This window comes from Methanoculleus sp. UBA291 (assembly GCF_002499755.1).
GTDB classification, from domain to species: Archaea; Halobacteriota; Methanomicrobia; order Methanomicrobiales; family Methanoculleaceae; genus Methanoculleus; species Methanoculleus palmolei.
In genome coordinates this window covers 58,614-58,865 of sequence record NZ_DANC01000015.1, presented here as the reverse complement: position 1 = coordinate 58,865, position 252 = coordinate 58,614, and positions in this window count along the sequence as shown.

Sequence of the window (252 nt, the reverse complement as noted above, 5' to 3'; positions counted from 1 at the left end):
AAGCAGTAGACGAGTATACTGCTCTAACTCCCTAACCCCTATCAGTTATTTTTTTTCAAATGACATTAATAGAGTTAGATTATCCAGTACACAACTGTTAGTCTTCATTATAGATAGGATTGCGGAGATGCTATCCGAAAATAAGCCATACAGAACGTTTTACCGACTTTCACGCACTTCCACATGATAATCGAGGTATCCTAAAAATATACAGGAACGTAGATGAGGACATCCCAAAATGCCTTTGCCGGA